The organism is Aeromonas sp. Y318-3, from assembly GCF_027706185.1.
Taxonomy (GTDB): domain Bacteria; phylum Pseudomonadota; class Gammaproteobacteria; order Enterobacterales; family Aeromonadaceae; genus Aeromonas; species Aeromonas veronii.
The window spans coordinates 123,970-137,753 of the sequence record NZ_JAPDCN010000010.1 but is presented as its reverse complement, the minus strand read 5'-3'; the positions used below and the strand labels follow the sequence as shown (position 1 = coordinate 137,753).

The 13,784-nt window shown below is 61.0% G+C and carries 11 protein-coding genes and 1 tRNA gene; 8 read left to right on the top strand and 4 right to left on the bottom strand.

Annotated features, from left to right (window positions below; genetic code table 11):
* Positions 1-63: 63 nt before the first annotated feature.
* Positions 64-519: a YchJ family protein gene (locus OKB77_RS15095; protein WP_139732239.1), complete on the bottom strand. Its 456-nt coding sequence runs from the start codon at positions 517-519 to the stop codon at positions 64-66.
* 123 nt (positions 520-642) lie between these two features.
* Here OKB77_RS15095 and OKB77_RS15090 point away from each other — a divergent pair, with 123 nt between their 5' ends.
* The 4 genes from OKB77_RS15090 to OKB77_RS15075 all read left to right on the top strand — a co-directional run bounded on the left by OKB77_RS15090 (position 643) and on the right by OKB77_RS15075 (position 5,561).
* Positions 643-2,310, top strand: a complete 1,668-nt coding sequence (locus OKB77_RS15090) for a methyl-accepting chemotaxis protein (RefSeq protein ID WP_005352447.1) — start codon at positions 643-645, stop codon at positions 2,308-2,310.
* A gap of 132 nt (positions 2,311-2,442) precedes the next feature.
* On the top strand, positions 2,443-3,654 hold the full coding sequence (locus OKB77_RS15085) for an ROK family transcriptional regulator (RefSeq protein WP_005333476.1): 1,212 nt from the start codon (positions 2,443-2,445) through the stop codon (positions 3,652-3,654).
* Positions 3,655-3,827: 173 nt separating this feature from the next.
* Positions 3,828-4,583 carry a tRNA-uridine aminocarboxypropyltransferase gene (locus OKB77_RS15080; RefSeq protein ID WP_179903793.1) on the top strand — a complete coding sequence of 252 codons (756 nt, stop codon included), beginning with the start codon at positions 3,828-3,830 and terminating at the stop codon, positions 4,581-4,583.
* Between the two features lie 201 nt (positions 4,584-4,784).
* Positions 4,785-5,561, top strand: a complete 777-nt coding sequence (locus OKB77_RS15075) for a TSUP family transporter (protein ID WP_005333472.1) — start codon at positions 4,785-4,787, stop codon at positions 5,559-5,561.
* 76 nt (positions 5,562-5,637) lie between these two features.
* Here the strand turns inward: OKB77_RS15075 and OKB77_RS15070 are convergent, their stop codons facing one another.
* Together OKB77_RS15070 and OKB77_RS15065 are read right to left on the bottom strand one after the other, a co-directional pair.
* On the bottom strand, positions 5,638-6,504 hold the full coding sequence (locus OKB77_RS15070) for a LysR family transcriptional regulator (RefSeq protein WP_268012096.1): 867 nt from the start codon (positions 6,502-6,504) through the stop codon (positions 5,638-5,640).
* A gap of 69 nt (positions 6,505-6,573) precedes the next feature.
* Positions 6,574-7,491: a DMT family transporter gene (locus tag OKB77_RS15065; protein WP_139440619.1), complete on the bottom strand. Its 918-nt coding sequence runs from the start codon at positions 7,489-7,491 to the stop codon at positions 6,574-6,576.
* Positions 7,492-7,659: 168 nt separating this feature from the next.
* On the opposite strand from OKB77_RS15065, the gene OKB77_RS15060 reads away from it, so the two are divergent.
* From OKB77_RS15060 to OKB77_RS15050, 3 genes are all read left to right on the top strand, one after another.
* Complete coding sequence (locus OKB77_RS15060) at positions 7,660-8,538, top strand: helix-turn-helix domain-containing protein (protein ID WP_245097664.1); 879 nt, start codon at positions 7,660-7,662, stop codon at positions 8,536-8,538.
* A 262-nt stretch (positions 8,539-8,800) separates the two neighbouring features.
* Positions 8,801-10,438 carry an ATP-dependent endonuclease gene (locus OKB77_RS15055; RefSeq protein WP_265776484.1) on the top strand — a complete coding sequence of 546 codons (1,638 nt, stop codon included), beginning with the start codon at positions 8,801-8,803 and terminating at the stop codon, positions 10,436-10,438.
* A gap of 197 nt (positions 10,439-10,635) precedes the next feature.
* Positions 10,636-11,355 (top strand): hypothetical protein, encoded by a 720-nt coding sequence (locus OKB77_RS15050; RefSeq protein ID WP_021231328.1) that lies wholly within the window; start codon positions 10,636-10,638, stop codon positions 11,353-11,355.
* Between the two features lie 94 nt (positions 11,356-11,449).
* Here the strand turns inward: OKB77_RS15050 and glgX are convergent, their stop codons facing one another.
* Entirely contained in the window at positions 11,450-13,513 is a 2,064-nt protein-coding gene (gene glgX, locus OKB77_RS15045) for a glycogen debranching protein GlgX (protein ID WP_199428594.1), read from the bottom strand.
* A gap of 196 nt (positions 13,514-13,709) precedes the next feature.
* Here glgX and OKB77_RS15040 point away from each other — a divergent pair.
* Positions 13,710-13,783, top strand: a tRNA-Met gene (locus OKB77_RS15040).
* Position 13,784 lies beyond the last annotated feature (1 nt).

Here is a 13,784-nt window from a genome sequence, read left to right as displayed (position 1 = left end):
ACAAAATAGGGGCATCGGATGCCCCTTGTCACTGTTTGACGAGTCTGGTGGGGGTGTGATGCATCAGCCGCAGCACTTCTTGTGCTTTTTGCCGCTGCCACAGGGGCAGGGATCGTTGCGGCCGGTTTTGAGCGGCAGGGGATCGATCTCCCCTTCGGTGTAGACCCAGCGCCCCTGATAACGCACGAAGCGGGAGCGCTCATGGAGGCAGTGGCGCTCATCTCCTTCCAGAAACCAGGCTTTGAACTCCACCATCCCGGTTTCATCCTCCGGGCCGCCCTGGCTGGCGATGATCTCGAGACCATCCCAGCGGGTGTCGATGCGTGAAAGCTCTTCGGCGGTGAGACCGCCAAGGTGGGCCGGGTGCCAGCTATGGACCAGATACTCCCCCAGACCGAGCACAAAAGCGCTGTAGCGAGAGCGCATCAGCTGCTCCGGGGTGTCAGCCACTGCGCCACTGTGACGTGAGCCACAGCACAATTCGAGAGAAAGGGTTGAGCCGCAAGGACAAAGATTCATGATTTTCACGTTCTGGCCGATTTGTTTAAGGGAATTGTAACGAAAGCTGGGCTCGCCCTGCCAGCACCTATACTGATGAGTAAGCAAGGAATTCCAATAAAAACAGCTGCAAGGATGTGAAAGATGACGCTAAAGCAGAAAATCCTGTTACTGGGTGCAGTCCCCGTACTGTTGATGGCCCTGGTGGTCAATCTCAGTAACTACATGGTCTCCAAGCGCGATCTGGAGTCTGATCTGGTGGTGGCGAGGGAAAATGCCATCAAGGAGCGTAAAGCGCTGCTCAGCAGTTACATCATGATGGCCAAAACCGCCGTCGATGCCGTGTATTCTCTGCCGGATTCACCGGAAAATCGTCAAAAGGTCAAAGAGTTGCTCAGGCCGCTGCGTTACAGCAGTGACGGCTACTTCTTTGTCTATGACTTCGAGGGCAACACCATACTGCTGCCGGTGCGTACCGAGCTGGAGGGGAAAAACCGCTGGAACGACAAGGATGCCAAGGGCAAATTGCTGATCCAGGAGATCCTCAAGTCGGCCCGTCAGGGGGATGGATTTACCGAATACTGGACGGCCAAGCCCTCCATCGGTCGCGATGCTCCCAAACTGGCCTTTACTCTGGTGCTGGACAAATACCAGTGGGCCATTGGAACCGGTTTTTATATCGATGATATCGACAACGAGCTTGCGGCCCTGCGGGCAGAGCGCGAGAGCAACATGCATGCCTCGTTGCAGAGCAGTGTGCTGGTGATCCTGTTGATCCTCGGTATCACCCTGGCGGCGACCGTTATTGTGGGCAACCGGGTCACCAAGCCGCTGGCGGATGCGGTGCTGGCATTGAACGATATCGCCAACGGCGACGGGGATCTGACTCAGCGCCTCAAGGTGCAGAGCCAGGACGAGATTGGCCAGCTGGCCAGCGCTTTCAACCGCTTTGTCGAGCGGATCCAGTCGGTGGTGAGTCAGGTGGGCGAGACCAGCAACCACCTCTTCAGCGCGGTCGACAAGTTGCACCATCTGAGCGAGCACTATGACCATCAGATGCAGGGTCACAGTCGCGAGACCGATCAGGTGGTCACCGCGGTGACAGAAATGAGCTCCACCGCGCAGGAGGTGGCTGCCAGTGCCTCCAATGCCGCGACGGCAACCAGCGATGCGGCCCGTGAATCGGACGCTGCTCGAGGGGTGGTGAGCGGGGCCATCAACAGTATCAACCGGTTGGTGGGGGAGGTGCATACCGCCTCCGGCGTTATCGAGCAATTGGCGCAAGAGACCGCCAAGATTGGCTCGGTGGTGGAGGTCATTCGCGGCATTGCCGAGCAGACCAACCTGCTGGCGCTGAACGCTGCCATCGAGGCGGCCCGCGCCGGTGAGCAGGGACGCGGCTTTGCGGTGGTGGCGGACGAAGTGCGTTCGCTGGCCGGTCGTACCCAACAGAGCACCAAGGAGATCAACGAGATGCTGCAACGTCTGCAGGGCGGGGTGAAGCAGGCGGTGGAGGTGATGCAGGCGAGCGAGGATCGCAGCCAGGAGACGGTGCAGGAGGCGAGCCATATCGCCAGCTCCCTCGACAGCATGGTGATGGCGGTCAGTACCATCAACGACATGAACATCCAGATCGCCACCGCCGCCGAGGAGCAGCACGCGGTATCGGAGGAGATCAACAAGAACCTGGTGGCCATTCAGCAGATTGTCAGCGAGCTGACCAGCGCGGCGGTGGAATCCAACAGCACCACCCGGGATCTGGCCAGTACCGGCGACAAATTGCGCAAACTGGTCTCGCAATTCCGTTATTGATCTTGCAATGGTCCGTGACGGCCACCACAAGATGCGGCCTGACCCCCGGTTCAGGCCGCACTTTATTTGGGGATTGACCAATAATGTGTGAAAATTGCCAGCCTCTTTTTTTCAGCCTTTGCCCCATACCCTATGAATGAGATCGTGAAAGGTAGTATCGATTTGATCCGGCAGCTCAACTACGGCCTGGTCTATGCCAGCCTGGAAGAGCACAAGGAGCTGTCGCGCACCGATCTCTCCCGCCTGACCGGCCTCTCGCCTGCCAGTATCACCAAGATCACCAGGGAACTGCTCGATGGCGGTTTGGTGGTCACCTGTGGTGAAAGTTCAGTGGGGCGCGGCCGTCGTCAGACCTTGCTGCGCATCAACGAACGCCGCTTCCAGTTTCTCTCCATGCGTCTCGGCCGTGGCTACGTGGATATGGCGCTGTTTGACTTTTCCGGCCGTTCGCTGGCTCGCCAGCGCCACCTCTTTACCGAGGAGGAGCGCGCCGATCTGCTGGGCAGTCTGGTACACGCCATCAAGGTGTTTTTGCCGAGAAAATCTCTCAGTCTGGCCTGTATCGCCCTCTGTCTGCCGGGTCAGGTAGAGCGCCACTCCGGTATGGTCAAGCACTTCCCCTTCTACGATCTGCGCAACTGGCCCCTTGGCCCGACTCTGCAACAGGCGTTCTCGGTACCTGTGCTGGTGAGCGGTGACGTGCGCACCTGGATCCAGGCCGAGCGGGAGTGGGGGGCCGCCAAAAATTGCGCCGACGCGGTGCTGGTGTTTGTCCACAACGACATCGGGGTCGGCATGGTGGTCAATGGTCAGCTCATCGAGAGCGAGAATGCGCTGCTCGGGGATCTCAGCCACCTGCAGCTCGAGCCCTATGGCCAGCGCTGCTACTGCGGCGGCTTTGGTTGTGCCTGCACCCTGGTGACCAATCAGGCGCTGGAGGCGCAATACCGGGATCTGCGCGAGCGGATGCAGGAGCACGACTTGCCCGAGAGCGTCACCATCCGCGAGCTGTGCGAGCTGGCGCTGGCAGGCAACAGCCTTTGTCAGGATATTCTCCATCAGGCGGCGGGTCGTCTCTCCAAGGTGCTCTCCAATCTCATCTGCCTGCTCAATCCGGGCAAGCTGCTGCTGGGTGGGGAAATCACCCGTGCCGATCGGCTGCTGTTCCCCATGTTGCACCAGTCGCTGGCCAGCCAGTTGCCCGCCGAATATCTGGTGCGGCTGCAAATTGAATCCACCCACTTCTACGAAGATCCCACCAAGCCCACTTCGGTGCAGGTGCACAAGGCACTGCGCGATGGCAGCCTGTTGCTGGAGCTGCTGCGCAGCTGTCAGGAGTCGTAAGGCAAGAGGAGTTGGCACTGCATCTGGCGAAAGGGGCAGGGATTGCTGTTCCGCCAGCGCGTAACTCGGTACAATCTTGCGCTTTTCCGGCAGCCCCCTGTTATCGCGCCCTATGGCGCCGTGACATGTTGGCACCGCTGCCGTTCCTGTTTTGACTCCAGTTGTGAACCTAGATGAAGCCTGTTCCTGATCACGCCGTCAACCGCCTGCGGGCCTGGCGCAAGAGTATCTCTACCCGACCGTTTCTTGCCCGTGGCGGCACCCTGGCCCGCTGTCCGGCCTGTCAGCTGCGCGAGGATTGGTGTGCCTGCGAGTGGCGCCCCGAGCTCAAAGCGGAGGCGGGCTTTTGCCTGCTGATGTATGACAGCGAGCCGATGAAGCCCTCCAACACCGGTCGCCTGATCGCCGATGTGTTGCCGGATACCACCTGGGCGTTTCTCTGGTCACGTACCCAGCCCCATCCAGAGTTGCTGGCCCTGCTGGCCGATCCCGCCTGGCAGCCCTATGTGGTCTTTCCCGCTTGCGAGAAGGCGCCTGCCCGCCTGACCGGCGAGGTGACGCTGGCACCGGGTAAAAAACCGCTCTTTATCCTGCTCGATGGCACTTGGCCAGAGGCGCGCAAGATGTTCAACAAGAGCCCCTATCTGGACGGTTTTCCGGTGCTCGCCATCAAACCCGATGCCCTCTCCACCTATGGCATGCGGGTGGCCAACAGCGAGGAGCACCTCTGCACCGCCGAAGTGGCGGCCTGTGTGCTGGAAGTTGCGGGGGAGCTCAAGGCGGGGCAGGCACTGCAGCATTGGTTCAACTTGTTCAGCAGCCGCTACATGGCCGGTCGGGTCAGCCGTTTCCCCGGTGCCGATGAGGATCATCTCTGTGAGGCGCTGGCGGCCATCAAGGAAGCGAACGTCGCTTCAACGGCTTGCTAACGGAGCCCTCTGAGGGGGCAGGGCCTGACAGCTCAAATCAATGAAAATCAGGAATCAATTGGCTGCCACTGTTTCGTTAGATTCATGGTCAGTGGCCCGTTAGGATAGCGGACAGCCTGTGCAGCCCCCCGCACAACATCGTTTTTGGTTAGCTCCGGTTGCCCAGCCCCTTCGGGCAACCCACTCTCGTGAGGTCTATGGATGGAATTGGAACTGGTTACCCTGTTTGCCCTGTTCGGTGTAGCGCTTGTCGCCGGCTTTATCGATGCCATCGCCGGTGGTGGCGGCCTGCTGACGGTGCCGGCCCTGCTGGCGACCGGCATGCCCCCGGCGCTGGTGCTCGGTACCAACAAGCTGCAGAGCAGTTTTGGCTCCTTCTCCGCCACCTGGTTCTATGCTCGCAAGGGGCTGCTTGAGTGGGCGATGATCTGGCCTGCGGTGATCTGCACCTTTATCGGTGCGGCCATCGGCACGCTGGCGGTGCAGACCATAGACGCCGCCATTCTCGAGCGCCTGCTCCCTTTCCTGCTGATGGCCTTTGCCTGCTACTTCTACTTCTCGCCGCGGGTAAGCGATGCCGAGAGCTCCCGCCGTCTGACTCCCATGCTGTTTGCGTTGCTGGTGGGGGGTGGTGTCGGCTTTTATGACGGGTTTTTCGGGCCGGGCACAGGCTCGTTTTTTGCCATTGGTTTCGTGGCGCTGGCGGGCTTTGGCATGGCGCGCGCCACCGCCCATACCAAGCTGCTCAACTTCACCTCGAATATCGCTTCCCTGCTGTTCTTTGCGCTCGGCGGCAAGGTGGTGTGGAGTGTCGGTTTTTGCATGGCGCTGGGGCAGTTCATCGGCGCTCGTTTTGGCTCCAAGATGGTGCTGAAAAAAGGGGTGAAGCTGATCAAGCCGCTACTGGTGACCGTCTCCTTGCTGATGTCCGCCAAGCTGGTGTGGAGCCAGTATCCGGAGCTGTTTGCCTGGATCTGATGTGCGCCTTGCTTGCCGAATCGCAATTGTTAACGGGGCCCTCGGGCCCCGTTGTCATATCTGGTGTTTTACAGCGCTAGCGCGGTGTGTCGCTGCAGTGGCGAAAGTGTTGGTGCAGGGCGCTCACCAGCCTGGCAATGCGCTCGCGCTTTAGGCTGTTTGGCCGGTAGACCAGATGAAGGGGGCGGCCCAGTCCGGGCAGTGGGCGCGCCATCTCCCCCTGTTCTCCCACCAGCCCCAGCAGGCCAGCGGGGAGCAGCACAGGGCCAATGCCTGCCTTGGCGAGTTCGATGAGCGCCAGATAGGAGTCGAGCTCCATGGTGGGCTCCAATCCCATATCTGCCAGCGCTTCGCGCAGGTAGCGGTTGGAGGGGTTCTCCAGATCCATGGTGAGGATCTTGCGCCTGCTTTCTGCGCTGGCTGGCGGCAGGCTCTGCTGTGCCTCGCCCACCAGATAGAAGGGTTCCTCAAGCAGCAGATCGGCGCCGAGGCCATGGCCGGGCGGGAGCCGACCGGCGCAGATGCCGAGCAGGGCATCACCACTGCGCACCCGCGCCAGAATGACCGGCGTGTGGTGGGTGGAGAGGGCAAGATGGGGATCGCGCTCCAGATAGTCGCGCATAAAGTGGGCGAGATAACCGGCCAGCAGGGTTTCGGAGCAAGCGATGGGGAGGGGACTCTGATCCGCCAGATCCTGGCTATCGGCCAGCACACCTTTCATCTCTGCCAGACTCGGGGCCACTCGCTCAAGCAGCTCCTTTGCCTGCGGGGTGAGCCGGATCTGGCGCCCCTCCGGCTCAATCAGCTTCTTGCCAAGGCGTTGCTCCAGCTGGGCAATCCGCTTGCTCACCGCCGACTGGCTGATATAGAGGCGACTGGCCACCTTGGCCATGGTTCCTTCACTTGCCAGCAGGCTCAGCGTCTCCAGCCCTTCCAGTAACATCTCGCCCCCTTGTTTATCGCCATCAGGATCGTCACAGATTGATCAGCGCTACCTTAGGGGCTGACTGGTTCAGGAGCAAGGGTCGTTTGCTGCCTTGGCCGGTCGAATGCGCCATTCGCTTAAGGGCGGTGCGAAGATCACCAGATTGCCGATGAGGCTGATCACCACTCCGGCCACCGAGACCGGCTGCCAGACAAAACCTTCGTAAAAGGTGGAGAGGGTAAGTGCCACCAGCGGAAAGAGCACGGTGGCGTAGGAGGCCTTGCTGGCACCGATGCGCCCCACCAGCGTCAGATAGGCGGTAAAGGCGATCACCGAGCCAAACAGGGCGAGGTAGACCATGGCCGCCAGATAGTGGCCATCGGTTGGCACCATCAGTTGCTGCCCGAGCAATGTGACCCAGCCCAGCAACAGCACCACGCCGTAAACCATGCCCCAGGGCACCAGTTGCAGTACGTGGTAGCCATGGCGTTGGCCCCGTGCCGAGACCAGATTGCCCAGCGAAAAACAGAGAGTACCGCCACAGGCGAGCAGCAGCCCCTTCCAGCCGTTTGCACCCAGTTGCGCATCTGCCAGCACCGGCCAGAACAGTAACAGGGTACCAAAGAGACCCAGCAAGGAGCCTTGCAACCAGCGCAGGGTGGGGCGCTTGCGCTCGAACAGCCAGAGGTTGAGGCCGTTGAAGATGCTGGCACTGGCAAAGATCACTGCCGACATTCCGCTCGGGATATAGCGGGTGGCGTGGTAGAAGCAGAGAAAGTTGGTGGAAAAGAGCAGGGCACCGAGCAGTGCGGCGTAACGCTGGCCGTGCCAGGGGAGGCGCGGAAAGCGGCCGCTGGCGGTGAGCAGAGCAAACAGTGCCACCGCCGCCAGCAGGAAGCGATAGAGCACCGACACCTCGATGGGAATGGGGCCAAGTTGCCAGGCGATGGCAATCCAGGTGCTGCCCCAGATAAGCACGGTGGCAAGATAGAGCATCAGATTCATCACAGTTCCGGTGAGTCAGGGAGAGATGACCCACTATGGGGCGAGCCCTGATGGCTGGATTGCACCATCTTGCGGTTTTTCATCGCCTTGCGCTGTCATCTGCGGGCGCGGTCGGTAAGATGGATGGCAGCGGCATAATACGTACACCGGAACAGGCGGCAGGGGCGAATGAAAACAGCAGGGGTATTTGATGCACTGGTCAGCACCGGCGCCCGGCTGGAGGACGCTTGCTGGCTCGAACCCGGGCTTGGCGTCGCCAGTTGGCGCAACTGCTATGACCAGACCCGTTATCACAAGCCGGGCCACCACACCCTGAGCGTCTATCTGCAGGGGGGCGAGCAGACCGAGCGACTCGATGGGCCGGGTGGCCACGGCGGCACCGGCAAGGTGTGCATCATGCCGGATCACCACAGATCCGAGTGGTTGGTGCGCGAAGAGTTTCGCTTCTTTCATCTCTACTTCACCCCGGCTCACCTCACCCGTATCGCCGAGGAGGTGTGTGACAAGGAGGGGCGCCACCTGCAACTGGTGGACAAGACCTTTATCGACGATCCGCAGGCGGCTTCGCTGGTGCAGCGCCAGTTGATGCAACTGCAGTGGCAGCAAGGGGTCGATCGGCTGGCGCTTTCCCACGGCGCCTGGATGTTGATCCTCCACGCCTATCGCCACCACACCGAGGAGGCTCTCGGTTTGCCGCCTCTGCGCGGCGGGCTGGCGCCCGTGGTGATCAAGCGGGTGCAGGAGTATCTGCAGGCCCATCTGGCCGATTCGGTCACGCTGGCAGAGCTGGCCCAGCAGGCGGGGCTGAGCGAGTATCACTTTGCCCGCATGTTCGGCCAGAGTCTCGGCTGCCCGCCCCACCGCTATCTGCTTGGGCTGCGGCTCAAACGGGCCAAGCAGCTGTTGGCCGGCCCTGAGCCGCTGGCCAGTATCGCCAGTCAGTGTGGCTTCTCTTCCCAGGCCCATTTCGGCAATCGTTTTCGCGAGGCGTTTGGTTTGACGCCGGGGCAGTGGCGGGCGCAATTGTCATCTTCTCGTCACAGATAACCCTGAGACTTTGGGCAAAAGAGGTGTACTCTCTACCACTTATCCATTGAAAGGAATGCCCATTGAATTATCGCAAACGTCAAATCCGTACCCGTCATCTCTGGTTCAGCCACTGGAATGCCCCGCAAGATCGCACCGCTGTTGTTACCCCTCCCGAACCTGCAGTGCCTCACAGTTCACGTTGAAAAAGCCCCGCCTGCGATAGGATTTTTCCGGTAACTTTGCCACTATTGCCCCATCACAATGATGTGGACATGGCTGGATGTTTCTGGAACGTATTGAAGTCAAAGGTTTTCGCGGTATAAATCGCCTGTCGCTCGGGCTGGATCAGACCACAGTGCTGATTGGCGAGAATACCTGGGGCAAATCAAGCCTGCTGCGCGCCCTCTGGTGTTTGCTGGGGCAGGATGCCGAGCCCTATCAGTTCACCGCCGAGGATTTTCACCAACCGGAAGATCCCGAACTGGCCCCGGCGCGCCACTTGCAACTGGTGCTCACCTTCAGTGAGCACAGACCCCAGATGTGTCAGCACTCCCGTCGGCTGGCCCGTCTTTGCCCCTCCTGGGTGCTGCACAAGGACAAATTCCACCGCATTCACTATCGCGCCAGCGCCGAGCTGCAGGCGGATGGCTCTGTGCTCACCATTCACGATTTTCTCGACGGGGTAGGCAAGAGCCTGCCCATCGCCAATACCCACGAGCTTGTCTGCATGCTCATCACCATGAACCCGCTGTTCCGGCTGCGGGACGCCCGTACCGCTCGCAACGGGGTGGAGACATTGCAGTGGGGAGATCTCTCCGAACATCGTCTGAGCGAGCTGTCAGACAAGCTGATCGACGAACCCCAGCGGATCGGCGAGCCGGAGCTCAAAGAGGCGTTGCAGGCGGTGCGCCAGCTGATGGATCACTACTTCAACGCCCTGGCCCCCATCAAGAACAAGCCGCGCAGTCAGCGTGACATCATCAATCGCCCCATGACATTGCGCAATCCGGGCAACCTGCATACCCTGCTGCGCCGCGCCGATAACCGTGCGCTGCAGCTGGCGATGGCGGGGATGGCGGCTACCTTGTTGCAGGCGCGTGGCAACCGCGAGCTGGAGGAGGGGGCTCGCCCCATCATGATCCTGGAGGATCCTGAGAGCCGGCTGCACCCGACCATGCTGGCGCTGGCGTGGGGGCTGCTGGAACAACTGCCGGGTCAGAAGCTGCTCACCACCAACTCGGGGGACTTGCTCTCTTCCCTGCCGCTCAATCAGGTGCGGCGGCTGGTGCGCCGTCAGCAGGATATCCTCTGTCACCAGCTGGGGGGCGAGCGTTACAGCAGCGACGATCTGCGCAAGATCGCCTTTCACGTGCGGATCAACCGCCCCATGTCGCTGTTTGCCCGTTGCTGGCTGCTGGTGGAGGGGGAGACCGAGATCTGGCTGCTCTCCGAGTTGGCGCAGATCTGCGGTTACAGTCTGCGGGCCGAAGGGGTGCGGATCATCGAGTTTGCCCAGTGCGGCCAGTCGCCGCTCATCAAGGTGGCGCGGGATTTTGGCATCGAGTGGCACCTGCTGACCGATGGCGACGAGGCGGGGCTCAAGTATGCCACCTCGGCCCGTGGCCAGCTCAAGGGCGAGCGGGAGCGGGACCGACTGACCCAGCTCCCTGCCGCCGACATCGAGCACTACCTCTATCACAACGGTTTTGAAGCTGTGTTTCGTCGCGAGGCCGGGGTGGGCGGGCGCGCCATGTGGAGCGCCAGTCACATCATCAACAAGGCTATCCATCACCGTAGCAAGCCGGGAATGGCGCTGGCGGTGGTGGAAGAGGCGGAGCGGCTCGGCGCCGAACATATTCCGCCGGTGATCCGCCAGATGTTTGCCCGGGTGGTGGCGCTGGCCCGCGGTCAGGGCTAACGCCACCACCGCATCCCGTCACTATGATATGGCTGCCAGCAGGGCGCCCCTCAAGGTGAGCCCTGCTGGCGACAAATTGCCCCGGATTGTTTGCCCACGATTGTTTGTCGCGATTGGGGATAGCCGCCGGTTTGGGTATACTCGCCCCTCTCTGGCGCCTCGGTGGCGCACCTCGAATCTTTACTGCTGGAGGCGTCGTGTTCGTCCAACTCCCTTTTTGGCTCTTTCCCCTCACCGGATTGATGGCGCTTGGCGCCCTGATCGCCCTCGGTATCGTGCTGTGGCGCGGTGATATCTGCCCTGGCCAGCGCTCGCGCATCAGTCAGCAGCTCTTCTCCATCTGGGTCATTACCGCGCTCTCTCTGATGCTGGCGGTAGAGGCCAAGGCGGCCAGCTGGCTCATCTGGAGTGGTGGGGCCGCACTGGTGCTCGGGGTTGGCTTGTCGTTGGCCCAGTCACGGCTGGAGGGCAAGCGTTCAGTCCCCTCGACACTGCTCTGGCTACCGGCGTTGCCGCTCGCTGTCTATGGCATCGGGCTGCTGCAACTGCAGGGCTGGGTGAGCGGTTTGCTGCAGATGGCGATGCTGGGGGCGGCCTTTGCCCACTTGATGCTGCTGCGGGCCCGTCATCGTCTCAAGGCATTCAACACCCTGTTGCCGCTGGCCGGTCTGGTGGGGGCGATGGCCAGCCTTGTCTGGCTGGCAGTGCTGGTGGGCTGGCAAGGGGGTGAGGCCAATCTCGATGCCCTGATCCCGGCGGTGGTGACCCAGGCAGCGCTGCTGGTGGCCTCTCTGCTGCTCTGGTTCAGCCCGCTTTACTTGCAGCGTGATACCGCGCCAGTGGTGGTCTCTACCTCCCTGTGTGGCCTGCTGATCGCCCAGATCGCCGCTACCAGCGTGTTGCACCAGCTGATCTGACACTAGTGCTGAAAAGAGAAAGCCCCGAGCCAACACTCGGGGCTTTTGCATATCTGGCTTGCAGGTATCGCTGCTATCAATTCACAGCAATCGATCAATAGAAATCGTCTGCCCCGCAGATAAAGAGGCAACTGCTGCGCGGCTGGGCGAGATACTCCCGGGTCAGTCCCTCCAGCGGCATGCCGAAGGTGCAGATATCCTGCGGCGAGGGGAGGGCGGTATCGAGGATCCGCCGCCAGTAGCCGCCGACCCCCTTGGGGGGGCTCGGCAAGTTGAAGGTGAGGGGCTCCCAGTAGGCGTTGAATAGCACATAGAGTGCCAGCTTGGTTTCGCTCGACAGCGCCGACATGGCGATGGCGTGGGAGTGGGGGCTGAAATCCGGTTGTCCGGCGTTGACCCCGTGCCAGCAGATCTCGCTGTGGCGTAGGATCTCGGTGAGCGACAGCGGCATGCTCTCCTGTTCCGGGCGCTGAAACAGGTGTTTCCGGTACTGGATCAGCTCCTTCATAAAGCGGAACATCTCCTGACTGCGGGCATTGGGCAGCCAGTTCATCCAGCAGGTGGCATTGTCCTGACAGTAGCCGTTGTTGTTGCCCCGCTGGGTGCGCAGCAGCTCGTCTCCCATCAGCAGCATGGGGGATCCCACCGAGAGCAGGGTCGCCACCATCATGTTTTTGGCCTGGCGCATCCGCAGGGCGTTGATCTGGGGATCTTCCGTCACCCCTTCGTGGCCGTGGTTCCAGCTGAAGTTATGATCGCAGCCGTCACGGTTCTCCTCCCCGTTGGCCTCGTTGTGTTTGCTGTTGTAACTGGCCCAGTCCCACAGGGTAAAACCGTCGTGGCAGGTAACGAAGTTGATGCTCTTCTCGGGATCGGCGTGGTGATAGTGGTAGATGTCGGGACTGCCGCACAGCCGCTCGACAAAGGCGGTGACGCTGTTGTCATCCCCGCGCAGAAAGCGGCGCACATCATCCCGGAACTGGCCGTTCCACTCACGCCAGCGGGCGCCGGCCAGTGACCCCACCTGATAGAGTCCCCCCGCATCCCAGGCTTCGGCAATCAGCTTGATGTCGGCGATGTTGGGGTCGGTATCTATGGTGCGCAGGGTAGGCGCATTGGCCTGCGGCTGACCCGATTCATCCCGCGACAGAATGGCCGCCAGATCAAACCGAAAGCCATCGACGTGCATCTCCTGACGCCAGAAGTGGAGGCTGTCCATGATCATCCGCAGCACCACCGGATGAGCGCCGTTGAAGGTGTTGCCGCATCCCGAATAGTTGGTGTCCTTCTGGTTGTTGTCGAGGATGTAGTAGGCCTCGTTGTCGATGCCGCGAAACGAGAAGGTGGGGCCATCATCACCCCCTTCGGCGGTGTGGTTGTAAACCACGTCCAGGATCACCTCGATATTGGCCTTGTGCAGCGCCTTGACCATGTCGCGAAATTCGGTCAGCGGATCATCGCCGCAGGCGTATTGGGCATGGGGGGCGAAAAAGGACATGGGGCTGTAACCCCAGTAGTTGGAGAGTCCTTTGGGCGCATCCTGAGGATCGAACTGGAACACCGGCAGCAGCTCGACGGCGGTGACACCGAGATATTGCAGATAGGGGATCTTCTCAATCAGCCCGAGATAGGTGCCACGCAGCGCCGGATCGACCCCGGAGCTCGGGGACTTGGTAAAGCCCCCCAGATGCAGTTCGTAGATCACCGAGCGGGAGAGGGAGTGAGCGGGCAGTTTGTCTCCTTCCCAGTCGTAGTAGCGAGTATCGACCACCTTGTTCTTGGCGCAACAAGCCAGATTGCTGCCTGGACGGGCCGCCGCCCATCGATCGTAATGGGCGCCAAGCTCGATGCTGCGGCCGTAAGGGTCGAGCAACACCTTCTCGGCATCGAAGCGGGTGCCGCCATATGGGCGCCACGGGCCCTGAATGCGATAGGCGTAACGTTGCCCGACCGAGATCCCCTCCACATGGATATGCCAGTAGTAGGCGGTGCGGTTGAGGCGCGGGGAGAGGGGGATCACCTCGGGGGTCACATCGTCTGCGCTTGCGAAGAGCAGCAGTTCGACCCGGCTGGCGAGGCGTGCCCAGATCGCGAAGTTGACGCCGTGACTGTCGGGTGTGGCCCCCAACTGACGGCAGTGACCGGCGGAGATGCGCATATTCTACCTACCCAAAATGAGGAGTGTTCACCTTATTGAGTGTAGTGCCGGATGCCTGGCAAGGACTCGATTGCCTGAAAAAACAGCATGATGCTGCTAATGACCGCACTATTTGTCCGATTAATCTACGAATAAACTTTTTTTGAGATATTTACTTGCAATCTGTGCGCTGGCGCCTATTATTGGCGACCTCAGACGCGGGGTGGAGCAGCTCGGTAGCTCGTCGGGCTCATAACCCGAAGGTCGTCGGTTCAAATCCGGCCCCCGCAAC